The sequence below is a fragment of the Parasynechococcus marenigrum WH 8102 genome, assembly GCF_000195975.1.
GTDB classification, from domain to species: Bacteria; Cyanobacteriota; Cyanobacteriia; order PCC-6307; family Cyanobiaceae; genus Parasynechococcus; species Parasynechococcus marisnigri.
The window spans coordinates 2138929-2161387 of sequence record NC_005070.1 but is presented as its reverse complement, the minus strand read 5'-3'; the positions used below and the strand labels follow the sequence as shown (position 1 = coordinate 2161387).

The window sequence follows — 22459 nt, the reverse complement described above, 5'->3', positions numbered from 1 at the left end:
ACTGTCATCACCTCGATAGGCGATGACACACATGAGCTGGTGAATGGTCAGGCGGTTGGTCCGCCGATGACGCCAAACAACACCACCAGACCGATCACTCCAGCGAAAACGATCAGGGCATAGAACTGGGCTCGACCCGTTTCCAGATATTTCAGACCCTCTCCACTGCCAAGGGTGAGTAGGCCAGTGAGATTCACCACGCCATCCACAACTTTGGCGTCGACCTCCAGCACTTCCCGGGCCAGCTTGCGGCTGCCACGCACGAACAACTTCTCGTTGATGGCATCGAGGTACCACTTGTTGGTCAGGAAGGCGTTGATGCTGGGGAAACGACCTGCCACCAACACACCCAGGTCAATGCGGTGCAGGGCGTAGGCCAGCACGGCCAGGGTGATGCCCACAACAGAGATGGCCACGGAAGCGCCGGCCAGGGGCAGGAACTCGTTCCAGCTGAAATGCTCGGCCATCTCCATGGCTTCCTCTGGATTCAGAAGGCCGGCGAAGCGGCTGTTCCAAGGAGTGCCCAGCAGGCCCACCAGGACCGAAGGCACTGCCAGCACCGCCAGAGGGGCTGCCATGGGCCAGGTGGATTCATGAACGCTGCCGCCAAGGGCGTGATGGTCGCCAGGGTCCTTGCCTGATGCCGTCAGCAGCTGGGCCTGCATGGCCGTGTCGTTGCCGCGGAACTCACCTTCAAAGGTGAGGAAATACAGTCGGAACATGTAGAAGGCGGTCATCCCGGCGGTGAGGAAGCCCACCAGCCAGAGGACGGGGAAGCTGTTGAAGGCCTGGCCGAGAATTTCGTCCTTGCTCCAGAACCCTGCCAGGGGGGGGATGCCGCTGATCGCGATACAGCCAATGAAGAAGGTGATGGCCGTCACCGGCATCTTCTGGCGCAGACCACCCATGAGCCGCATGTCCTGGGCAAGGACCGGTTCGTGGCCGACCACCTCTTCCATGGCGTGGATGACTGAGCCCGATCCCAGGAACAGCATCGCCTTGAAAAAGGCGTGGGTGACCAGGTGGAACAGTCCTGCGACAGGGGCTCCGCAGCCCATGGCCAGCATGATGTATCCGAGCTGCGAGACGGTGCTGTACGCCAGCCCCTTCTTCAGGTCCATCTGGGTGAGGGCGATCGATGCCCCCAGAAAGCAGGTGATCGTGCCCACCACGGCGATCACGGTCTGGACAATCGGGAACTGGCTGTAGAGCGGATCTAGGCGAGCCACCAGGAAGACTCCCGCGGCGACCATCGTTGCGGCATGAATCAGGGCGGAAATCGGGGTGGGGCCCTCCATCGCATCTGGAAGCCACACATGCAGTGGGAACTGCGCCGACTTGGCCATCGGTCCCAGGAACACCAGCAGGCAGAGCAGGAGTGCGGCCCATGGGGCAACCGCTCCTGAGCTCAGGCCATCACGCAAACCATCGGCAATGCCCTGGAAATCGAAGCTGCCTGTGGCCCAGAACAGTCCGAGGATGCCCAGCAGCAAACCGAAGTCTCCGACGCGGTTTACCACAAAGGCTTTCTGGGCGGCGTGGGCTGCACCATCCCGGTCGTACCAGAAACCCACCAGGAGGTAGGAACACATCCCCACCAGTTCCCAGAACACGTAGATCTCGAGGAGATTCGGGCTGATGATCAGTCCCAGCATCGAGCTGCTGAATAGCGCCAGGTAGGTGAAAAAGCGGACGTAGCCCTTGTCGTGGGCCATGTAGCCGTGGGAGTACACCATCACCAGCAGAGCGATGGTGGTCACCAGGGAGAGCATCACGGCGGCCAGGGGATCCACCACGAAACCCATTGGCAACACGAAGTTGCCGGCGCTGGCCCAGACGAACAGGCTTTCAACCGGCGGAGCGCCGGCCAGCTGTCCGGCAAGGATGGCGTAGCTCAACACCGCGGCTGCACCCACGCAGCTGATCAACAGCAGCGCCACCGGCTTGCGCAGCCGGTTGATGGTGCGGTTGAAACTGATCAAGCCAAGACCAGTGATCACGGCTCCCGCAAGGGGAAGCACCGGGATTAACCAGGCAAGTTCCGCGGCCGAAGGCATCCGCTTTCAACAGGTTGCCTGGAGTGTAGGCAGCTCAGCTCAGCAGAATCTCCAGTGCTGAGTTGCGCACCATTGCCGCGGCGGTAGGAATGAAGCGGTGCGCCCACCAGAACACGCCGACTGCAATCAGGATTCCCAGCTGGGCTGGTCTGAGAAATTCACGCCAATCCAACTGCTGTCGGCCATCGATCACCGCCCGAAATGGCAGCACGGATGTATTGGCTTTCAGGTCGTTAAAGGCCGCGCCAAACCGTTCCTGGAGACGGCGGTCGCCGTGCCAGACCGCAAATAAATGATGGGCGACCAGTCCGAAGCAGGTCACCAACATGAAGCTGCTGCCGATCCACAGGGCATGGGTGATGCACCAGAGGATCTGACCGATGGCCTGGGGGTGACGTGAGATGCGGATGATGCCTGTGGCGTACAGCCGAACCTGGGGTTTGAGGACGGCTGGAATCTCCAGGAGGTTGTAGGTGGCGGGGTAGAGGAAAAGGAAACTGACGGCGGTTCCAATCCAGACCAGCGGCACCATCCCCGGCACCCCCTGCAGGTTCCAGAGGCGGATGCCGTCATAGCGGTGAGCGAGGAACCAGCCGATCACAACGACGGCTGAGGGGATGCTCGCGCTGGCGAACAGCAGACGCCATGCCCTTGCCCCAATCCGGGCTTCAGCGCGTTGCCGCAGGGCCGCACCGCCGCTGTGGATCACAGCAAACAGCACCAGCAGGATCAGCATCACGATGCTGCTGTGGTGGGAAACGGCCATCGGCCTCTGAACATTGCGCCGTGATTCTGGACGCCGGCCGAGGCAGACCTAGATTCCAAGCTCTTCCGCATCGCGCGCGGTGGCCGATCTGCCCTTCACGCTGGATCAGCTCCGCATTCTTCGCGCCATCGTCAGCGAAGGAAGCTTCAAAAAAGCGGCCGACAGTCTCTACGTCACGCAGCCGGCCGTCAGCTTGCAGATCCAGAACCTTGAGAAGCAGCTTGAGGTGTCGTTGTTTGACCGTGGGGGGCGGAAGGCTCAGCTGACGGAAGCCGGGCACCTGCTGCTCAGTTATTGCGATCGGATCCTCAGCCAGTGCCATGAGGCCTGCCGTGCTCTGGATGATCTGCACAACCTCAAGGGCGGCTCCCTGATTGTCGGAGCGAGCCAGACTACTGGCACTTATCTGATGCCCCGGATGATTGGTCTGTTCCGGCAGAAGTACCCGGAAGTGGCGGTCCAGCTGCAGGTTCACAGCACGCGCCGCACGGGCTGGAGCGTGGCCAATGGCCAGATCGATCTGGCGATCATCGGTGGTGAATTGCCGCCTGAGCTCAACGACCTGCTCCAGGTGGTGCCCTACGCCAGCGACGAGTTGGCTCTGGTGTTGCCGGTGAAGCATCCCCTGGCTCGCCTGGCGGAACTCACCAAAGAAGACCTCTACAGACTGGGCTTTGTCTGCCTTGATGCCCAGTCCACCACCCGCAAGATGGTGGACCAGTTGCTGGCTCGATCCGGGTTGGACGTTCAGCGGCTGCGCATCGAAATGGAATTGAATTCGCTGGAGGCGATCAAAAACGCTGTTCAGGCAGGCCTCGGCGCTGCATTCGTACCGGTGGTGTCAATCGAGCGGGAGCTGGCGGCCGGAACAATTCACCGCCCGGTCGTGGCGGATCTCCAGGTGCGTCGACAGCTGAAGCTGATCACCCACCCCGCCCGTTACAGCTCCCGCGCTTCAGCGGCTTTCCGGCAGGACGTGCTGCCGGTGTTCGCCAGTGCAGACAGCCCGTTGCGCCAAGCCAAGCCGTCCCAGCCCCAACCGCTGCAGGCCTGAATGGTCAGAACTGATCGGCTTCCGGCGTGACGCCGGCTGCGTCATCAGCGATACCACGGGTGAGGAACTTGTTTTCGCTGATGTCGGTCTGGTAAACGCAACGCACCACAGGTTTGTCGCGTACAGAGCCGATATAAGCAAAGGTGTTCATCCGCTGCTTGCACTCGCGTTCCTGGTTCGCGGTGATGGCTCCTTCCTTGCGCAGTACACTCCAGTTTTCCCGTCGAATCACACAGCCGGGCTGAAGCGTGGGTTGGGTGACGAAGCTGCTGGAGGGGTTGAGCGTTGTGTACATCTCAATATCCATCACGAAGGCGCTGGCCCCCCACTGACGGCAGAACTCGGGATCCGGAACGGCCATGTCCAGCTGCTGAGAGCTGGCGATGTTGCCCTGATCGCCCTGGGTGGTGCTGGTAACCGCACTGCCAATACCGATGCCCACCACCAACACTCCTGCCAGCACCGCTGCCGTGAGCGTGCTGAATTGGAATCCACCCTGCCCCTCATTGCCCTGAGGTGGACCGGGGGGGCGTCCATAGCCACCACCGCGGCGCTCAGGCCTGTCGTAGCGATCGGGCCTGTCGTAACGGTCGGCTCTGTCGTAGCGGGAACGGCTCACAACAGGTCCGGTGTGCGAGGAAGACCCATAGAAAAGTTTTGAACCCGGCCATCCGGGTTGTAGCTGAGTTCCCCGGCCTGCAGCAGCTGGCGGATGTAGCCCTCCAGGTCTGTACCGATCCGCCGGAGGCTGTAGTCGCTGAGTTCGCCACCGGCGCCGGCCTCCACCAACTGCTGAAAGCGCTGTTGCACTTTGCTCACCACGGCGTCCGACCAGAGGAATTCATTGTCGGGATCAAGGTCCAGGGTCAGCTCATCCGCTGATGGCACCAGATCCTGGTTGTCCACCCGTGCCGTGAACAGGCGTACATGGCGGGTGGTGCATTTCAGCAGGGTGTCAGCCATGGCGTGCGTTGGGGACGTGCGTCGACTTTAAGAAGCGAATGGGGATCAGGCCCTTTTAAGGTTGGTTTCAACTTTTCACCATCCGCATGCGCGTCGCTATTGCCGGAGCCGGTCTTGCGGGTTTGTCCTGCGCCAAATATCTGGCTGATGCAGGCCATACCCCAATCGTGGTGGAGGCACGCGATGTACTTGGCGGCAAGGTGGCGGCCTGGAAAGACGAGGACGGTGACTGGTACGAAACCGGCCTACACATCTTCTTCGGGGCTTACCCCAACATGCTGCAGCTGTTCAAGGAGCTGAACATCGAAGACCGGCTGCAGTGGAAGAGCCACTCGATGATCTTCAACCAGCAGGACGAACCAGGCACCTACAGCCGTTTCGACTTTCCCGATCTGCCGGCACCGGTGAATGGCGTGGCGGCGATCCTGGGCAACAACGACATGCTCACCTGGCCCGAGAAAATCAGCTTCGGTCTGGGCCTCGTGCCCGCCATGCTGCGCGGCCAGGGTTACGTCGAAGAGTGCGACAAATATTCCTGGACCGAGTGGCTGCGGGTCCACAACATTCCCGAACGGGTCAACGATGAAGTGTTCTTGGCGATGAGTAAGGCCTTGAATTTCATCGATCCCGATGAAATTTCTGCCACGGTTGTGCTCACAGCGCTCAATCGTTTCCTGCAGGAGAAGAGTGGCTCCAAGATGGCTTTCCTTGATGGGGCGCCCCCGGAGCGGCTTTGCCAGCCGGTGGTCGAGCACATCGAATCACTTGGAGGTGAAGTGCACCTCGACAGCCCCCTGCGGGAAATCAAGCTCAATGAGGACGGCTCCGTGGCGGCGTTCCACATCGGTGGTGTGAAGGGCAAGGACAGCTTTGACCTCACCGCTGATGCCTATGTGAGTGCGCTGCCGGTGGATCCGTTCAAGCTGCTGCTGCCGAAGCCCTGGAAGCAGATGGAGGTGTTCCGAAAGCTTGATGGGCTTCGCGGTGTTCCGGTGATCAACCTCCACCTGTGGTTCGACCGCAAGCTCACCGATATTGATCACCTGCTGTTCAGCCGCTCCCCTCTGCTCAGCGTCTATGCCGACATGAGCATCACCTGTAAGGAGTACGAGGATCCCGATAAGTCGATGCTGGAGCTGGTGTTTGCCCCCGCCAAGGATTGGATCGGCCGACCGGATGAGGAGATCATCGAAGCCACCATGAGTGAACTCCACAAGCTCTTCCCCATGCACTTCGGCGGTGACAACCCCGCCACGCTGCTCAAGTACAAAGTCGTCAAGACTCCGCTGTCGGTCTACAAGACCACCCCGGGCTGTCAGCAGCTCCGCCCCGATCAGACCACGCCGATCAAGAACTTCTTCCTGGCTGGCGATTACACGATGCAGCGCTATCTGGCTTCCATGGAAGGTGCGGTGCTCAGTGGCAAGCTCTGCGCCGGTGCTGTGGACCAGAAGCGGGATCAGCTGTCATCATCGACCCCAGTCAGCGAGCCGGTTGCGGCCTGAGTGATGCCCCTCGCAGCCCCGGATCTCGACGCAGCCTTTGAGGCTTGCCGTCGTGAGACCGCTGAGTGGGCCAAGACCTTTTACCTGGGGACGCTCCTGCTGCCCCCGGCGAAGCGTCGTGCCATCTGGGCCATCTACGTCTGGTGCCGACGCACCGACGAGCTGATGGACAGCCCTGAGGCCCAATCCCGCCCAGTTGCTGAATTGGCGGAACGCCTGGATCGCTGGGAGGAGAAAACCCGCGCCTTGTTCAACGGAACGGTCGAGAATGATCTCGATGCTGTGATGGTGGACACTCTCGAGCGCTTCCCCCAGGACATCCAGCCCTACCTCGACATGATTGAGGGTCAGCGAATGGATCTGACCTGGACGCGCTATCCGCGCTTTGACGACCTCAAGCTTTATTGCTATCGCGTCGCTGGAACCGTTGGGCTGATGACTCAAGGTGTGATGGGGGTTGATGGTGCCTACACCTCGGCTCCATGGAGTGACCGTCCTGACACCTCTGATGCTGCGGTGGCTCTCGGTATTGCCAATCAGCTCACCAACATCCTCCGCGATGTGGGTGAAGACCGGGGGCGTGGGCGCATCTATCTGCCGCTTGAGGATCTGGAGCGTTTTGGCTACTCAGAAGATGATCTGATGGCCGGACGTCTTAACAGCGCCTGGTGTGAGCTGATGCAGTTCCAGCTGAAACGGGCCAGGGACTGGTTCGCGCGATCGGAGGCTGGCGTGCGCTGGCTCTCCCGTGATGCGCGCTGGCCGGTCTGGACGTCCCTGCGTCTCTACAGAGGCATTCTCGATGCCATCGAGCGGGTGGATTACGACGTTTTCAATAACCGTGCCTATGTCGGCAAGGTCAGCAAATTGCTGGATCTGCCGCGTTCCTTCGTTCTGGCGCAGGCCCGCTGATCGGCCCATCGAAAAACCCCGAAGGCCTGGACATCCGGGGTTAATTGAGCTTAAGAAATGATTGATCGGCAGCAATCAGACGGCTGTCTTTTGATTGGCCAGAAGATCCTTCAGCTTGGATAGCTCACCAGCCCAACGGGGGTCCGGAGCTCCTTCACCGGGTGCGTCGCTATGGACAACCTTGTTGACGGCCTTGCGGGCCACCTGGGGCTGACCGTTGCCACCACCGTTGGGACCGCGGCGATTGCCGCCACCACCATTCTCACGGCGCTCGGAGCGCTCAACCCGCAGGGCGCTGCCGCCGAAGTCTTTGCCATTGAGCTGTTCAATCACAGCATCAGCAACTTTTTCGTCATCGACGTTGGCGAACCCGAAACCACGGGATGCTCCGGTCTCACGATCCAGAACCGATTTGAACCGAATTCCCTCTCCAACACTCTTGATCAGAGCAGCCAGCTCCTGTTCGTCAAAGGTCTGCGGCAGGTTGCCGATGTACAGGCGGATGCTCATGAAAGAAGGGAAATGCGATTCGTCGGTGTCGGACCGTCATCGTTGACACATGCAAAGTTAATCACAGAGCGTTCTGATTCCGTTTGGTCCAGCGGTGCGCTTCCTGGATTGCATCGTCGCGGCTCTGCAAGCGGCCGAAGGCTCTCTCCTGGCGCAGATGCATCAGCAGGTCCCCGAGCCGAGGGCCTGGAGCCAGCTTGAGTTCACGCTGCAGCGTGGTCCCATCCACGGGGCTGGCCGGGTGAAACAACGGGTCCTCCGAGTCCCGCCAGCGCTGCAGCCAGCAGGTCTGATGGGCTGGTTCGAGCTGAAGGATCAATGCCGCCAGATCCCGATCGAGATCCAGATGCAGTTGCACCCGCTCCCCTTCCGGCAGCGTCTCCGGGTCATCCGGTAAGCGTCGCTGCCACTGGCGCAGTCGCCGGCAACGCTGACGCAGGGCTCGACTGCCCCTCAGCTGTTCCAGCCCCTGGTCGCTGATCAAGGCGGTCAGGCGGGCCAATGGCAGAGCCTGCTCCTGTTCGTCTGTCGTCATCTGAATCGTGTCGACGGACGTCGGCAGTGGCTGATCGGCCGCCCAGGGTTGGATCAGTTCGAGTTGGCAGAGCTGCTCGATGGCTTGATCAGCCAGGGGACCCGCCACCAGTTTCTGCAGTTCCGCCAGGATCCGTTCCGGCGCTGCTTGCGTCAGTTGCTGCCGGTGCCGTCGCATCCAGCCAGCGGTCATCGGATCGAGGCTGAGGGGGATCTCAGCCATCAGCCGCAGGCCCCTCAGCAGCCGCAGCGGGTCGTCGGTGAGGTTTGATTCGCGTACGGCCGTCAGCCAGCCTTGCTGGAGGTCAGCCAGGCCGCCGGTGGGATCAATCAGCTGTGCAGGCCCATTCAGCGGCAGGGCGATGGCGTTGATGCGGTAATCCCGGCGTTGCAGGTCCGCCTCGAGACTTGCACCGTCCTGTCGGGCGATGTCCACGGTCCAGCCCCGCAGCACCAGACGGGCCATGTCCCGCTCCTGGTCGAGCACCACGCAACTGCCCCCCAGCCGATTGGCCAGGGTGCACGTCAGGGCGAGGGCACCGCTGGGGACCACAAGATCAAGATCCGGCTGGGGCTTGAGCCGATCCAGCAGGGCATCACGGACCGCTCCCCCCACCAGCACCGCCTCCGCCGGCAGAAGATCCAGGGGAAGGGGCCAGCGCTCGGGTGCCAGGCGCTCCAAAATGGCGGTAGCTGGTGGGTTGGAGGGCATGTGCATTTGTGTGGACTGCCGCTGGGTCGACCGCTGCCAGGCCTATCACGCAGTTGAACGACAACATGGCGTGGACCACCTCAGTGACGTGCCGGATTTTGAACCTCGCTCCCCGAGGATCCACGTCTCTGTGATGGATCTACCCGGGGGTGGTGCGGGAATCGAATGGGATGTACGGGCCTGCTCCAGCTTCACGCCTGATCCCGGACGCTGGGGCCGACTGCGCCCAGGACAAGCCGTGCCGGATTGATGACTGTTTCCCCTCTACTGCTGGCCCTGCACAGCTGCACCGAACGTTTCGGAGTGGCGGTGCAGGATCCAGAGACCGATCAGGGCCGCCCGCGGGTGATGGGGTTCGATGACGGACGAGGTCTCTCCAACAGCCTGATTGAGCGGGTCTCGACCCTGCTGCCCAGCGGCCGCTGGGGTGAGCTCAAGGGTTTGGCCGTTGCGACCGGGCCAGGAGGGTTCACCGGCACACGTCTCTCGGTTGTGATGGCACGAACTTTGTCCCAGCAACTCGGCTGTCCGTTGTTGGGCGTCAGCAGTTTTGCCCTGATGGCCGAGCGTCTGGCGCCTGATGAGCAGCCGTTCTGGATCACGCAACCGCTGCCCCGGCGGGGCGTGGTCGCTGGCCGATACCGCGTGGGGGCTGCCGTGGTTGAGGAGCTTGAGGCTCCGCATCTGCTTGAGGCCGACAGGATCGTGAGCCCTGCCATCGAGGCCGCTGTCGATGTGGATGCCGACGTGGAGGCGTTGCTGGGGCGTCTGCGGCAGGCCCTTCAACAGGGTGAGCCGCTGCCCTGGCAACCCGTTCTCCCCATCTATCCAACCTCTCCGGTGGGGCCGGTCTGATGGCAGGGGTCCGGGCCGGAGTTCTGCTCAGCGCAGGATTGCTGACATGGCTGGTGGTCCGAGGGCCCCTGGCGCCCTATCGCCAGGCTCTGCTGGACACAGCACCGCCCCAGCAGGTGCTGGTGCTGGGGGGTGATGTTGAGCGCGAACGGGTCGGGGCGCGGTTGGCACGTCAGCTGGATAAACCGCTCTTGGTGAGTGGTGGCAGCAACCCTGAATACGCCAGCTGGTTGGTTCAGGAGGAAGGGTTGACGACCGATCAGGTGCAGCTGGACTACAGGGCTCGCGACACCTTGAGCAACTTCACCTCAGTAGTTGATGACCTGGCGTCAGAGGGCGTCCGCCATGTGTTGGTGGTGACCAGCGCCGACCATCTGGAACGCTCCCTGGCGGTGGGCCAGGTGGTGGCCGGCAGTCTTGGCATCCACCTCACGGGCGTGCCGGTGGACTGTGAACCCACCTGCCGTGAGGAGAGTGCCTTACGGCGTTGGCGGGATTGGCTGCGAGCCGTGGCCTGGGTGGTGACCGGCCGGGACCTCAGGGATGCAGCGGATCCAGCTCCAGCAGTGCGTTGATCCGTTGCTGAAGAATGGCTGTCGTGGCGTCGAGATCAGCACGGCGGCGACTCGCCGGCGCTGGCACGGGCTCCCCCACCCGCAGCTGCAGCGGCACCAGCCGCGGTACAACTTGGCCCGTTCCCAGGGCTCGATGGCTGTTGACGATCGCCACGGGGAGCAGCGGAGCACCGCTGCGGGCGGCTAGGAGCGCAGCGCCAGGCTGTGGTGCATTCACTCGACCGTCAGGCTGGCGGGTGCCATCGAGGAAGACACCTGTCGCCCATCCCTCCATCAGTCGCGCGGTGGCCGTGCGGATGGCCTCGCGGTCACTGCCCCCTCGCCGCACCGGATAGGCGCCACAGGCGCGAATCACGGCCCCCAGCAACGGGATTGAAAACAGTTCCGCCTTGGCCATGAAGGCCACCGGCCGCCCCAGGGCATGACCTAGCAGGGGTGGGTCGAAATGGGAGCCATGGTTGGACACCACCACCACCGCTCCCTGCTTCGGCACATGGTGCAGGCCGCGGGTGGAGCCACGGAACAGCCCCCGGAAGAGTGGAAACACCAGCAGCTCACTCACTAGCCGGTAGGCAAGGCTGGGCTTAGGTGCCTGGGCCAGTGGGGCGCTGCTCACTGACCGAGATCGCCAGAGCTGGCGATCTGCGCGGTGGTCACCCCGTTCATGCTGCGTTTGGCCAGGCCACTGAGCACATTGCCCGGACCGATCTCCACCAGGGTGTCGATGCCGTGCTCCGCCATCGAGGCCATGGTTTCCCGCCAGCGGACGCCGGTGGTCATCTGTTGCTTCAAGCGTTGCTTGAGCAGGGCTGCATCGCTGCAACCGCTGGGATCGCTGTTGCTCAAGACCGGGATCCGGGCATCGCGGAAGCTGACGCCATCCAGCGTTGTGGCGAAGGCCTCTGCCGCCTCGGCCATGAACGGGGAGTGAAATGCTCCGGAAACCGCCAAGGGAATAGCCCGTTTGCACTTAAGCTTCTCGCTCACGCTCTGAACAGCGTCCGGCTGCCCCGAGATCACCACCTGGGCGTCGCTGTTGTCGTTGGCGATGCTCACCCTTTCGGTGTCGTTCACTAATGCTTCGAGCTGGCTGCGGTCGAAGCCGATCACGGCGGTCATCGCGCCGCCACCGGCGGCTGCCATCAGTTCCGATCGGGTCTGCATCAGCTTGAGGCCCGTTTCCAGGTCGAACACGCCGGCGGCATAGAGCGCCACCAGTTCCCCAAGGCTGTGGCCAGCCACAAGCGCTGCGTCGCGCCCCTGCTCGATCAGGTTGTCCACCAGCAGGGACTCCACGACGAACAGGGCTGGTTGCGTGTTGCGGGTGTCGTTGAGGTCGTCGGGACCGCTGCCGCCAACGCTGTTGCCCTGGCAGATGGCCAGCAGATCACGGCCCAGCAGCTCGGAGGCCATGGCAAAGCGTTGGCTGGCGCCGCTGAGGCTGAGCACCGGATCCGCCATACCCAGCTTCTGTGAGCCCTGGCCGGGAAAAACCCAGGCGATCGCCATGATGTGTCCGCACCGATGTGCGGGGAGATTACGCGGGCCCGCTCCAACGCAGCAGGGCTGCACCCCAGCTCAGTCCTGCGCCGAAGCCGCTGCTGGCGATGCGGTGGCCCGGTTCGATCCGTCCGTCCCGCACCGCTTCATCCAGCATCAAGGGGATGGTGGCGGCTGACGTGTTGCCGTAGTGGGCCAGGTTGCTCAGGACCTTTTCGTTCGGAATCGAGAACCGCTCAGCCACGGCATCGAGGATGCGTTGGTTGGCCTGATGCAACAACAGCCAGTCGAGGGAATCCGCTTGGGTCTCGGTTTTCTGCAGCAGCGCTTCCAAAATCGCCGGCACTTCCCGTACGGCGAATTTGTAGACCTCCTGTCCGTTCATCTGAATTGGCTCAAAGCCACCGCGCTGATGGCTGGCATCGCCCACCAGAGGTGCTCGTTCGCTGCTCTGGGGCAGCTGCAACACCGCACCGCGGCCGCCATCGGAGCGCAGCAGGAACCCCTGGAGGTCGTCCTGCTCATCGGAGGCTTCCATCACCACGGCACCGGCGGCATCCCCGAACAGCACACAGGAGCGGCGGTCGTCCCAGTCGACCCAGCGACTGAGCTGGTCGGCGCCCACCACCAGGATCCGTTGCATCGCCCCGCTGCGCAGGTACTGGGCCGCCGTGACCACTGCGAACAGAAAACCGCTGCAGGCGGCAGTGAGATCGAAGGCCGCGGCGTTCACCGCACCGATGCGGGCCTGCAGCCGCGGTGCGGATCCGAACAGATCATCGGGTGTGGAGGTGGCCAGCAGGATCAGATCCAGGCTGTCCGCCGACCATCCCGCCATGGCCAGTGCACGTTCTGCCGCAAGGCCGCTCAGTTCACCCAGGCTTTCGTCGGCCCCGATGACACGTCGGGCTGCGATGCCGGTGCGACTGCGGATCCAGTCATCGCTGGTTTCCACCCGTTGTCCCAGCTCAGTGTTGCTGATGGAACGCTGTGGAGTAGCGCTACCGCTGCCACGGAACATCACACCGCCGGTCCTGTGGAGCTGCTCGACCAAAGCGCGGTGGAAGACGAGTGGCGTCAGTCAATCACAGCCGCTCTGCAGGGCGGCCAAATCCTCCATCACGCCATGGCTGGCGGCGGAATGGGCGATGCGCAGGGCACTCACCACCGACAGGGCCTTGCTGCTGCCGTGGCCGATCACCGCGACGCCGTTGACCCCCAGCAGCAGTGCACCTCCATGTTCGGCGTGGTCGAGGCGTTTCTTGATTCGCCGCAGGTTGCTGCGCAGGAAGGCAGAGCCCACCTTGCCGCGCCGGCCTCGGGGCAGTTCAGCCCGCAGAACCCCCAGCAGCACGCTGCCCACGGACTCCAGGAACTTCAGCAGGACATTGCCGGTGAAACCGTCGCAGACGACCACATCGAACGCGCCGGACAGGACATCCCGCCCTTCACAGTTGCCGGCGAAGTGCAGACGACGTTCATCTCGCAGCAGCGCATGGGTTTTGAGGGCGAGGTCGTTGCCTTTGCAGTCCTCCTCCCCGATGTTCAACAGGCCGATCCGTGGTTGCTCCACCTGGAGTACATCGCGGCTGTAAATGTTGCCCAACAGGGCGAACTGGTGCAGATAGGCCGGTTTGCAATCCATGTTGGCGCCCACATCGAGCACCAGCACCGGTTGTCCAGGGTCCTTGGTGGGAAACAGTGCACCGATGGCTGGTCGGTCGATGCCCTTCAGCCGTCCGAGTCGAAAAATGGCGGAGGCCATCATCGCGCCGGAGTTGCCGGCGGAATACACGGCCAGGGCCTGCCCCTTTTTGACCAAATCCATCGCCAGGTTGATGCTGGCGTCGCGCTTGCGTCGCACGGCGGTGGCTTCATCGTCCATGCCGATGGAGGGGCCGCTGGCCACCAGGTCGAGATGATCCGCTGCTTGCGCCTGGGCCAGGCGCTCGCTCAGGCCCAGAGCATCAGCCGCTTCGAGAACTTTGTCGGTTTCGCCGACAAAGCGGATTTTCAGAGGCAGGCGCTCGATGGCTTCGAGGCAGCCCTCGAGGATCGGGCCGGGGGCGTGGTCCCCGCCCATGCCATCCACGGCCACCCAGAGGCGGTCGGCCTCCTGGATCTCTTCATCGTCGGTGTTGCCCTGCAGCCAGCGCAATGGGTCAAACACCAGCGGTTGCAGCATGGAATTGGCCACCGTTCCCGCAACGGTTCCCGCTGCTGAGGCGGAGCTGGTCGCTGTATCCACCAGGGAGGTGACCGCGGCATTGCGGCGATACCAGATCACCAGGCGGCGGATCGCCCGGGGTCGGTTGCTCTTGCTCCTGGACTCTGGGGTCCGGGAGGAGTCAGGGTCCTTCGGAGGCAACGGAGTCGATGATGCGCTGGAACAGGTAGCCGGTACCGCGAGCCGTGAGGATCAACTCGGGGTTAGCAGGATCATCCTCCAACTTGGAGCGAAGCCGCGAAATGTGGACATCCACCACGCGGGTGTCCACATGGCGTTCCGGGGTGTATCCCCAGACTTCCTTGAGAATTTCTCCCCGATTGAATGGCTCACCGGAGCGACTCACCAGCAATTCCAGCAGGCTGAATTCCATCCCGGTCAGTCGGATCCGCTCGTCGGCCCGGAACACCTGGCGTTTGTTGGTGTCGATGCGGAGATCCGACACCTGAATCACCCCCGAGTTGGGGATGCCAGCCACGGATTCCTTCTCCACCCGACGCAGCACGCAACGGATGCGGGCTTCCAGCTCCTTTGGGCTGAACGGTTTGACGACGTAGTCATCGGCCCCGAGCTCAAGACCCGTGATCCGGTCCGCCACATCGCCGAGGGCCGTCAGCATCACGATCGGCACATCGGATTCCTTGCGCAGCTCCTGGCAGACGCCGTAGCCGTCCAGCTTCGGCATCATCACGTCGAGCACCACCAGATCTGGAGCCGTGTTTTCGAACAGCTCGAGCGCTTCGGTGCCGTCGCAGGCCGTGACGACGTTGTACCCGATCATCGACAAGCGGGTTTCCAGAATCCGTCGGATCGAGGCCTCGTCATCGACCACGAGGATTGTTTCCTTGGAGGGGGTCGTGGCCGTCATGACGCCTGGGGCGTTTTGTTCTTCTGGTCACAAATAAAAGACCTGCCCCCCCGTCCGTTCATCTAACGGCAACTTTCTTCACAGTTCGCAGTGCCTAAATCCGCCGTTGTGTTCCATTGCCAGGTCTGTGGAGCCCAGTCACGACAGTTCTTTGGGCGCTGCCCGGAGTGCGGCAGCTGGAATTCCCTCGTCGAGCAGTCCCAGCCCGCCAATGACGGCGGCCGTCGTCGCCGTGCGCCCGATGCAGACCGACCATCGACGCCGAAACGCTCCACAGCCATGGCCTCGCTGGAGGATCAGCCGATCCGGCGATTGCCAACGGGTTCCGGTGAATTTGATCGGGTGCTGGGTGGCGGGCTGGTGCCGGGCTCCCTGGTGCTGGTGGGGGGAGATCCGGGCATCGGTAAGAGCACCCTGCTGCTGCAGAGCGCGTCGACGATGGCTGCTCAAACCTCAGTGCTGTATGTGAGTGCTGAGGAGTCGGCCCAGCAGGTGAAGCTGCGTTGGCAGCGCCTGGCGGGTGGCCCCTCTGATCTGCAGCTGCTGGCGGAAACCGACCTCGAGCTGGTGCTGGAGGAGCTGGAGGCCCTGCGTCCTGCCGTGGCGATCATCGACAGCATCCAGGCACTTCACGACGCCAACCTCCCCAGTGCTCCCGGCTCGGTTGGTCAGGTGCGGGAATGTGCCGCCGCCTTGCAACGGCTGGCCAAACGCCAGACCACAGCCCTGTTGTTGGTGGGCCACGTGACCAAGGAGGGAATGTTGGCTGGACCCAAGGTGCTGGAACACCTGGTGGACGCGGTGCTCACCTTCGAAGGGGACCGCTTTGCCAGTCACCGGCTGTTGCGGGCCGTGAAAAACCGTTTCGGAGCCACCCATGAACTGGGACTGTTCGAGATGCAGGCCCAGGGCCTGGAGGAGGTGAGCAATCCCAGCGAGTTGTTCCTGAGTGAAACCCGTGCCTCGGGTGTCGCCACGATCGTGGCCTGTGAGGGATCACGTTCGCTGGTGGTGGACCTGCAGGCCCTGGTCAATGTCACCAGCTATGCCAGCCCTCGACGCACGGCCACGGGCATCGGCACCAACCGGCTTCACCAGATCCTGGCGGTGCTGGAAAAGCACATGGGGTTACCCCTCTCCCGCTTTGACTGTTACCTGGCCGTGGCCGGTGGGCTGGAGGTGGAGGAGCCGGCGGCGGATCTTGGGGTGGCGGCTGCGGTGGTGGCCAGTTTTCGCGATCTCACCCTCCCGCCGGGGACGGTGCTGGTCGGCGAGCTCGGTCTGGGGGGGCAGCTCAGACCGGTCGGTCAGCTGGAGTTACGCCTGCAGGAGGCAGCGCGGCTCGGATTCCGGCGGGCGGTGGTGCCCCGTGGCAGTGGACTAGGTGCCTTGGCCAGTGGTCTTGATCTTGCCCTCCTGGAGGCCGATGGGGTCACCGAGGCCCTGGTGCTGGCCCTCGGTGAGGACGTGACGGACCAGAAGTAGACGTGCATGTTCGTGTCATACTAAAGGGTTTGCCACTGTCAGTGGAACGGAACAAACATGGAACAGAGCATGGAACGTGACATGGAACAGATCCTATTAAGGTTTGTAACACTTCTTAAAATTTAAAGGTTCGTTAATGTCCAGCGTAAGTTTTGCCTGGATTTCGAAGATACAAATCAGTGCATAGCGGAGATATGATTTGCCTGCTAATACAGTCCATTAATATTGCCTGTTTTGATTCATTAGTCTTTAAATACGTTTGGATAAGTGGAATAGAAATTAAAATGCTTACGCTTGACAATGTGGCAGCAAAAATACCCATCGTTCCAATGCCAATTATTTAAATATTCGCAAATGCAGCTAGTAATGCAAGCCTAAAGATAGATAGAAAATAAAAAAAGCCTGCAGTTATTGCAGGCAATTTTATTCAGACTGTAGCAATTGATTCTTTTGTCTGCGCTTTGTCGTCAATACGTTTGACAAAAGCCTTTGCCGATTTGTAAGAGCCGCTTCCTGGTACGACGAGTGAATCAATTGATCCATCTTGGTACTCAATACCAACATCAAATATGTCATATTGTGGGTCATTCGTCATGACACGTTCGACAATGCGAACTTGGATGTCGCGGCCTGGGATTTTGAAGCGCATAGTGTGCATAGCTAGTGGGTTTGGTGGCCGAAGTTGTTGATGCCGCAAGATCCTGGTTGGAACTATCCATCTTTTACATTTCGACCACTAAAAAAACAGCCGGTGTTAACCGGCTATCAAGTATCAAAAAAAGCCCCGCTAGAAATGCGAGGCTATGTATTCATGCGGTTGTAGCCTTTGCAGGTGCTTTGGACTTGCGCCTAGATCGCCTGGGTTTAGCCATAGCTTCAAGAGCTTCTGAAGAGCTCTCGGAGCTTGCTGGTAGCTGCTTGGGTTCGACAGGTGCTTGAGCCATCTGGGCTTGCATGCTGGATTGTGCCAAATGGAAATACGAAATGACATCGAGCATCTCGGTGTATCCGAGCTTGCGGCCTAAATCAATATCCTTGATTTGAACACGCTTGTAATCAGATTGATCTTCTGTGATTGCAGAAACATCAACAAAACAAGCGCGACCTTTAGGCCTAAGGCTAATTTGAATACGCTTTTTGATCATTGTTGGTGACATCGATTTGATGATTGTAAGCAATGACGAGCTTGCCCATGAATCAAAGCCCATTCGGTAGACCCATGATGTCGAGTTATACTTGTCACATAAACAAGTAGCTTTTCAACAGGATCATATTGTTCGTAGGTTTGAGTAACAATCTTGAGATCGTTAATCCAGCATGTCAGAGTGTTAGGAAGCCACACACGTTCACCCTCATTTCCAAGGATGTAAGAAGCGCGGCCATCAGATGAAGAAGATGCTCCAGACACGAAGATCGTTGTTTGTAGCGTATCCTTCAGTAATTGCTAATCACTGGTGAACCCAGGGATATTGTCCGCAAGTTGGTCGAGCTGTGCTGATGCAATGGGAACTGTTTGAAATGTCATCGGGTTAACTCCGAATGGACATTAACCGATAAAGCCGGCGTTAGCCGGCGTTGTCTTACTGAAAGCTCTTGCTCATATGGCTATAGAAATTAGAATTGACTGAAGCCACTAACTGATATTAGCCGATTACTAGGAATAGTTCTGTGTGCATTACTTGCACTTACTCCAACTACAGTATTCGCAATGACTGGAAACCTGATGGAGAATATACACTCAGCTATCTCATCAATCAAGAAGGTGGAGAAAAAAGAGGATGCTGACCTGAAGTCAGTAACTCTTGCTTGTCTATCAGGTGCTAACGCATTGCGTGAAATAAAGAATGAAGAAGTTACATTTCTCACAGTTCAAGTTAATGCCTTTGTGCCTGCTATTCCTGCTCTTGCTGAAATAGAGCAGCTCAGAGAACAAGAGCAGACAATCAAAGCTGGGATGGAAAGAATCAATTGTCCATAGTTGATGTTTATTTTTTTTGTTCAGCCGGATTACTCATCTCAGATGATATTAGATGTCTCGCAAATTTTTTATCAGTTTTAGTCTTTTATAGAGATTTCATCGGATGGCACAATGCCAATATCTTGTAAATCATTGTTTGAAGAGATATCAATTTCGTCTGCACTAAATCGTGTTGCATTCCGCCATTCTAGTTCTGTGATTCTCCTTAAGCACTCGTCATATTGGGATTGATTTCCTTTAACTCTGAAATATTCAGCTCTCAAATGTTCCCAATAGATTGCATATTCGAAATCAGTCTTTGAAGTCAATTGACCTTTGCGAAAACGTGGCATGAGATTCAATTAAATTACTTCGAAGCTAACTATCAGTTGGAACGCAGGGTTGGGTAATGTTGCATCTCTTTTTCGTAGTTACCGTACATTTAATTTTCTTTATCTTTCGTTCCCCAGTAATCATCCATATTCATAACCAAATAAAGCTTCTCAACAACTACTTTTTCTTTGGTATTGATTGTAATATTGGTGTCATCACCAGGTGCGTTGTATCTAGCTCTCGCATTATTACCAAGATGAAACCTTTTTGCTCTAGATAATGCTGTCTCGATTGATTCGATATTCATTTCTTGAGCTGCTTTGCATATATTTTAACAGACTTTGCTTCTTACCCTTTGAATGCTTTCATGATCTTATGGGTTTCTTTATCTCAAAATTTAGTTTTAACTTTTTTATATCTGATGAGATATTGGAAAAGTTTAATCTTATAAATTGGCTTAATCACAAAATAGACCGTAACGAGCAAAAGCATTGGTATGACTGCAAAGTTATAAAACTCGTTACGCTAAAGCCCTTATATATTCTTTTTTTAATACACTAGTTGAAAGACATAAGAGGGAAAGGCGGCATGGTAAACGTAGCTGGTATTAATACAGCACTTATATAGATTACGGTGCTACGAGCGTAACGAGCGTAACGTCATAAGTTTTTCATACCTAGATCTACACAGTTCACGTAAAAGTTTTGATTATATATTTCCTTCTAGGTGTTTCTAATTTTTGCCCTGTGCGTGACTCAAGCTAATAGAGGGTTAAATCAAGCAATGCTTTTAAAATCCTTTGAATTGTGTATATATTGTGATAGCAGATGTGATTACCCTTTTGCTTAAATTGATGAATTTAGTTGAGCTGGCAGGTTGAGATTGTAGTTAATTCTTGCTTCTGATATTTTCTACTCGTTTATACAAGGCGACTCTATATTTGGCTACTAATTTGATTAGCTACCACCGCTCTAGCAATTTTAGGAGTCTCGTCTGGCGTCGACGTTATACCAAGACTTTTGCAACCCCCATCCCCACTGGCTTTCCAGAGAATTTTGGAACATATATGCATAAGACATGGAACATGCCTGCTCAACATGAAAAAGCCCCTGCTTATGTAGAGGCTTGAATTCTTTCCAAGCAGGGTTTTAGAACCCTTGTCTTCAGCCTTTGCGTGCAAAGGAGGTTTCTTCTCTCTTGGCTTGTGCAGTTGCTCGTATCTTTTCAATGTAGGCCTTTGCTTCTTCAGGGCCTTTGGCTGCCTCTTTCAAGGCATCGAGCTTTTCCTCTAATTCCTTGTTTTCTTGCTGGAGTTTCTTGATCCTTGCCGGCATTTGAGAGAGTTTAAATTCACTTTGCTTGATACTCTTCTTGACAAGTTTTGAGTAGTCAGTCAGTGAAGCATCTTTTTCAATCTCATCCAATTCTTTTTTCAGCTTTGCCTTGGCTTTTTCTTCATCTGTAGCTGTTTTCTTCTCCTTCAAAATAGCTTTTAATTTATCTTCGGAAATCTTGTTGCCGTCACGAAGTAATCCTACTGCTTTTAATTTTGTTTCCTCGTCTTTGATGTTTGCCACGAAGTTGAGTGTACGAGTGGAGACATCAACGAGTGCAAGCTCTGGAATAGTGTAGTCATGCTTTAACCATTTATCCCATACATTAGCGAGCTCGCGGGCTTTCGAGGAGCTGATATTAAGCTTGTTGCTTTCGCATAATGCCATCCATGTTCCTGTTTGGCAATTTTCTCTAATCTCAGCTAAGTATCTGGCTGTCTCTCTGATTGATTTGCCAGCAGCCCAGTAATATTTATTGGCATAATATGTTCTTTCTTTGAGTAATCTTATTTGATCCGGTGTTAGTCCGCTGATAATACTGGCTTCCCAGTTCTCATTGAATGTTTCCTGCAGGCCAGGCTCGATATCTGATTGAGATAAAGCCGATGGCTGCCTCTCAATCGACATGGACAGCTTCTGAGATGTATCTGATTCAAGAATATCTTCAAATTCTTCGTCAGTAATGTGACGATCTTTTGTTGTAGTGCTAGTAGTCATTGTGAGTTGTTCTCTAAAGCCAAATTAACCTCTTGTTTGGCATATGGCAAATTTCGTGAGCAGTCTCAAATTTCGCGCATGCGCGAATTGTCAATAATTCACCCTTATTGAGAAACCTGTTTTTCGGCCGAGGCCTCAGATTTGATCGTCTTCTGGTTGCATCAGGTCGATCAGGAAGTCTTCCTCCTTGCTTTTCTGCTTGCCGAATTCAATTGTCGTTATTTCTTTGGTTCTTTCTCTTATGTCAAGTCTTTCGTAGCTCTTCATTAATTCTTTGACGTCGTGGCCAGCCATCCGTGCCAGTAGAAAGATGTCTGTGCCTCTACGCAGATGATCTTCTATAAATGTTGCTCGCATTGAGTACAGGGTGTATGGGTGATTGCTGAACTTGTGGCCTTTGAGCTTGTCGGCTAGTTCTTCTCTGATTTCACGCCAGCACCTTCCGTATCGCCAGTGGCCATATGGTTCGAAGTTTAGATTTGGATTGCCAAAGACCAGCGTGTTAGGTCCTATTGAATTTGGAATCTTGTACTTAGCGCAGTAGTCCTTCAGCATCTGCATATATCTCTTTAGTTCTTTGCCTTGGTTAGTTGGTATTTCTCGCATCTGTTGTGTCTTCGCTCGGATTGTGTTGATGTACGCAACTAGCCATTCTTGTCGTTCGCCTTTGCTGTCAATCCTGCCTATGTCTCGTATCTCGACGTTTTTCCATTTGAGTTTCAAGATCTCCTCAGGACTCATCCCGGTATTTTTCATGAATAGGCAGAAATGCCAAAAGGCATCTCGCCATATTCTTGTTGCAGGTCCTTTCATTCCTCCCTGCTCATGATAATGTCGCCAATCATCACGAATGTAATCAATAATTACTTTCCAATCAGCTGGATTTATAGCTGGGTTAGCCATTCGATCCGTTTGTCTGACGATCTGTCGCGGATACCATGCTTTTGATGGCATTTCATTCAGCAGCTTGTTAGGAAGTAGATAATTATTGATCCATTGCTTTATGAAAGCAAGTTCTCTCTGCCGCATCAGAGCTGTTGTTCGTGCTCGATAAATAAAATATTCTTCAAAGGTGCTGTGATCTATCTGTTGCGTATACTTAATGCCTTTTGAGGCTATATAAGGTTCGATATACAGCCTGAAGGATTCATTCTTAGTCTTGAAAGTGCCAGGTTGTATGAGACCAGATCGTGCCCTCTTCTCTTCCTCGCCAAGATATTCATCTATTGCTGCTTTAATTGGCTTATATCTTTTTCTGCTTTGTCTTTTTGGTGCGTATACGCCAACTTGCTCGCTTATAACCTTCTTCTCTTTTGAGAATTCACTTTTAAACTTGAATGCAATATCAACGGCTTGCTCGCACGCCTCATACATGTCCTTGGCGCCTTCGATTTTCTGAAACTTGTAGTCACGGGTGAGCGACCTGTATTCCCGGTAGTAGTAACCAATCGAATTGTGCCCGCGTTGAAGCAAAACGATGTCACCTTTGATTCCGGCGACTTTCCGCTTTTCGAGGACTTTTGGCACGACCCTGTTGGAACAGACTCGGAACAACTTTAGCGCACCTCGTCAAATCCCGCTCTATGACTGGATTC

25 protein-coding genes are annotated in these 22459 nt (G+C 57.1%); 8 read left to right on the top strand and 17 right to left on the bottom strand.

Going from position 1 to position 22459, the window contains the following annotated elements:
- Positions 1-47: 47 nt before the first annotated feature.
- Entirely contained in the window at positions 48-2057 is a 2010-nt protein-coding gene (locus TX72_RS11410; RefSeq protein WP_011129115.1) for an NAD(P)H-quinone oxidoreductase subunit 5, read from the bottom strand.
- 34 nt (positions 2058-2091) lie between these two features.
- Positions 2092-2823, bottom strand: a complete 732-nt coding sequence (locus TX72_RS11405) for an NnrU family protein (RefSeq protein WP_011129114.1) — start codon at positions 2821-2823, stop codon at positions 2092-2094.
- 79 nt (positions 2824-2902) lie between these two features.
- Here TX72_RS11405 and TX72_RS11400 point away from each other — a divergent pair, with 79 nt between their 5' ends.
- A complete protein-coding gene (locus TX72_RS11400) occupies positions 2903-3877 on the top strand; it encodes a LysR family transcriptional regulator (RefSeq protein ID WP_011129113.1) in 975 nt (324 codons plus the stop codon).
- A 4-nt stretch (positions 3878-3881) separates the two neighbouring features.
- Here the strand turns inward: TX72_RS11400 and TX72_RS11395 are convergent, their stop codons facing one another.
- Together TX72_RS11395 and ndhM are read right to left on the bottom strand one after the other, a co-directional pair.
- Complete coding sequence (locus tag TX72_RS11395) at positions 3882-4496, bottom strand: DUF3172 domain-containing protein (protein WP_011129112.1); 615 nt, start codon at positions 4494-4496, stop codon at positions 3882-3884.
- Positions 4493-4840, bottom strand: coding sequence for an NAD(P)H-quinone oxidoreductase subunit M (gene ndhM, locus TX72_RS11390; protein WP_011129111.1), 348 nt, complete (start codon positions 4838-4840; stop codon positions 4493-4495). The genes TX72_RS11395 and ndhM overlap by 4 nt, the downstream gene beginning before the upstream one ends.
- An 86-nt stretch (positions 4841-4926) precedes the next feature.
- On the opposite strand from ndhM, the gene pds reads away from it, so the two are divergent.
- Both pds and TX72_RS11380 read left to right on the top strand, forming a co-directional pair.
- The gene (pds, locus tag TX72_RS11385; protein ID WP_011129110.1) at positions 4927-6345 is read left to right on the top strand and encodes a 15-cis-phytoene desaturase; all 1419 of its coding nucleotides are present in this window, start codon (positions 4927-4929) and stop codon (positions 6343-6345) included.
- A gap of 3 nt (positions 6346-6348) precedes the next feature.
- Positions 6349-7257 carry a phytoene synthase gene (locus TX72_RS11380; RefSeq protein ID WP_042504486.1) on the top strand — a complete coding sequence of 303 codons (909 nt, stop codon included), beginning with the start codon at positions 6349-6351 and terminating at the stop codon, positions 7255-7257.
- Between the two features lie 75 nt (positions 7258-7332).
- On the opposite strand, the gene TX72_RS11375 is transcribed toward TX72_RS11380, so the two are convergent.
- Both TX72_RS11375 and TX72_RS11370 read right to left on the bottom strand, forming a co-directional pair.
- On the bottom strand, positions 7333-7767 hold the full coding sequence (locus TX72_RS11375; RefSeq protein ID WP_011129108.1) for an RNA recognition motif domain-containing protein: 435 nt from the start codon (positions 7765-7767) through the stop codon (positions 7333-7335).
- Positions 7768-7828: 61 nt separating this feature from the next.
- On the bottom strand, positions 7829-9019 hold the full coding sequence (locus TX72_RS11370) for a tRNA nucleotidyltransferase/poly(A) polymerase-related protein (RefSeq protein ID WP_011129107.1): 1191 nt from the start codon (positions 9017-9019) through the stop codon (positions 7829-7831).
- On the opposite strand from TX72_RS11370, the gene TX72_RS11365 reads away from it, so the two are divergent.
- The 3 genes from TX72_RS11365 to TX72_RS11355 are packed head-to-tail and all read left to right on the top strand — an operon-like array spanning position 9012 to position 10443.
- Complete coding sequence (locus TX72_RS11365) at positions 9012-9263, top strand: Ycf34 family protein (RefSeq protein WP_011129106.1); 252 nt, start codon at positions 9012-9014, stop codon at positions 9261-9263. The genes TX72_RS11370 and TX72_RS11365 overlap by 8 nt on opposite strands.
- On the top strand, positions 9263-9868 hold the full coding sequence (tsaB, locus tag TX72_RS11360) for a tRNA (adenosine(37)-N6)-threonylcarbamoyltransferase complex dimerization subunit type 1 TsaB (RefSeq protein WP_011129105.1): 606 nt from the start codon (positions 9263-9265) through the stop codon (positions 9866-9868). Before TX72_RS11365 ends, tsaB begins: the two co-directional genes overlap by 1 nt.
- Positions 9868-10443 (top strand): YdcF family protein, encoded by a 576-nt coding sequence (locus TX72_RS11355; protein WP_011129104.1) that lies wholly within the window; start codon positions 9868-9870, stop codon positions 10441-10443. The genes tsaB and TX72_RS11355 overlap by 1 nt, the downstream gene beginning before the upstream one ends.
- Here the strand turns inward: TX72_RS11355 and TX72_RS11350 are convergent.
- From TX72_RS11350 to rpaB, 5 genes are read right to left on the bottom strand one after another with little or no spacing between them, the layout of a single operon-like run.
- On the bottom strand, positions 10406-11059 hold the full coding sequence (locus TX72_RS11350) for a lysophospholipid acyltransferase family protein (RefSeq protein ID WP_011129103.1): 654 nt from the start codon (positions 11057-11059) through the stop codon (positions 10406-10408). The genes TX72_RS11355 and TX72_RS11350 overlap by 38 nt on opposite strands.
- Complete coding sequence (gene fabD / locus TX72_RS11345) at positions 11056-11952, bottom strand: ACP S-malonyltransferase (protein ID WP_011129102.1); 897 nt, start codon at positions 11950-11952, stop codon at positions 11056-11058. The genes TX72_RS11350 and fabD overlap by 4 nt, the downstream gene beginning before the upstream one ends.
- A gap of 28 nt (positions 11953-11980) precedes the next feature.
- Positions 11981-12964 (bottom strand): beta-ketoacyl-ACP synthase III, encoded by a 984-nt coding sequence (locus tag TX72_RS11340; RefSeq protein ID WP_083810644.1) that lies wholly within the window; start codon positions 12962-12964, stop codon positions 11981-11983.
- A 60-nt stretch (positions 12965-13024) separates the two neighbouring features.
- Positions 13025-14311, bottom strand: coding sequence for a phosphate acyltransferase PlsX (gene plsX / locus TX72_RS11335; RefSeq protein WP_011129100.1), 1287 nt, complete (start codon positions 14309-14311; stop codon positions 13025-13027).
- Positions 14292-15038 carry a response regulator transcription factor RpaB gene (gene rpaB / locus TX72_RS11330; RefSeq protein WP_011129099.1) on the bottom strand — a complete coding sequence of 249 codons (747 nt, stop codon included), beginning with the start codon at positions 15036-15038 and terminating at the stop codon, positions 14292-14294. Before rpaB ends, plsX begins: the two co-directional genes overlap by 20 nt.
- A gap of 90 nt (positions 15039-15128) precedes the next feature.
- Between rpaB and radA the strand changes: the two genes are divergently transcribed.
- A complete protein-coding gene (gene radA, locus TX72_RS11325; protein WP_011129098.1) occupies positions 15129-16523 on the top strand; it encodes a DNA repair protein RadA in 1395 nt (464 codons plus the stop codon).
- Positions 16524-16950: 427 nt separating this feature from the next.
- On the opposite strand, the gene TX72_RS11320 is transcribed toward radA, so the two are convergent.
- Together TX72_RS11320 and TX72_RS11315 are read right to left on the bottom strand one after the other, a co-directional pair.
- Positions 16951-17181, bottom strand: coding sequence for a hypothetical protein (locus tag TX72_RS11320; protein WP_042503922.1), 231 nt, complete (start codon positions 17179-17181; stop codon positions 16951-16953).
- A 151-nt stretch (positions 17182-17332) separates the two neighbouring features.
- Positions 17333-17731: a hypothetical protein gene (locus TX72_RS11315; protein WP_011129097.1), complete on the bottom strand. Its 399-nt coding sequence runs from the start codon at positions 17729-17731 to the stop codon at positions 17333-17335.
- 500 nt (positions 17732-18231) lie between these two features.
- Here TX72_RS11315 and TX72_RS11310 point away from each other — a divergent pair, with 500 nt between their 5' ends.
- Positions 18232-18501, top strand: coding sequence for a hypothetical protein (locus TX72_RS11310; protein ID WP_011129096.1), 270 nt, complete (start codon positions 18232-18234; stop codon positions 18499-18501).
- Between the two features lie 77 nt (positions 18502-18578).
- Here the strand turns inward: TX72_RS11310 and TX72_RS14025 are convergent, their stop codons facing one another.
- The 4 genes from TX72_RS14025 to TX72_RS11295 all read right to left on the bottom strand — a co-directional run bounded on the left by TX72_RS14025 (position 18579) and on the right by TX72_RS11295 (position 22391).
- Positions 18579-18833, bottom strand: a complete 255-nt coding sequence (locus TX72_RS14025; protein WP_144416657.1) for a hypothetical protein — start codon at positions 18831-18833, stop codon at positions 18579-18581.
- 89 nt (positions 18834-18922) lie between these two features.
- A complete protein-coding gene (locus tag TX72_RS14020) occupies positions 18923-19120 on the bottom strand; it encodes a hypothetical protein (RefSeq protein WP_148228823.1) in 198 nt (65 codons plus the stop codon).
- Positions 19121-19976: 856 nt separating this feature from the next.
- The gene (locus TX72_RS11300; protein ID WP_011129095.1) at positions 19977-20864 is read right to left on the bottom strand and encodes a hypothetical protein; all 888 of its coding nucleotides are present in this window, start codon (positions 20862-20864) and stop codon (positions 19977-19979) included.
- A 135-nt stretch (positions 20865-20999) separates the two neighbouring features.
- Positions 21000-22391: a site-specific integrase gene (locus TX72_RS11295; protein WP_042503914.1), complete on the bottom strand. Its 1392-nt coding sequence runs from the start codon at positions 22389-22391 to the stop codon at positions 21000-21002.
- Positions 22392-22459: the final 68 nt, after the last annotated feature.